Source organism: Microbacterium testaceum (assembly GCF_020781835.1).
Classification (GTDB): Bacteria; Actinomycetota; Actinomycetes; order Actinomycetales; family Microbacteriaceae; genus Microbacterium; species Microbacterium testaceum_H.
In genome coordinates, this window is the sequence record NZ_JAJGNJ010000066.1 from 1 (window position 1) to 221 (window position 221).

The 221-nt window shown below is 67.0% G+C and carries 1 protein-coding gene; it reads right to left on the minus strand.

Annotated elements, in window-relative coordinates:
• Positions 1-221: hypothetical protein (locus LL239_RS17655; protein WP_228164628.1), on the minus strand; the 221-nt coding region annotated here is incomplete at both ends.

Consider the following 221-nt stretch of genomic DNA (forward strand, 5'->3'; position numbering starts at 1 on the left):
TTCGTGTTGTGCCAGGTCTCGAGCTCGGCGAGGGAGTCCACCTCGGCTTGGGCGCGGGCGAACGTCGCGGGGACACCCGACTTGCCGTAGCCGGCGAGGTGCTCGTTCTTCTTCCGCGAGTAGGCGCGCTCGGCGGCGTACCGACGGTCGTTGATCTCGAGCATGACGTCGGGCATCTCTTCGAGCAGGCCGACGGCTTCGCGGATGAACCGCTCCATCTC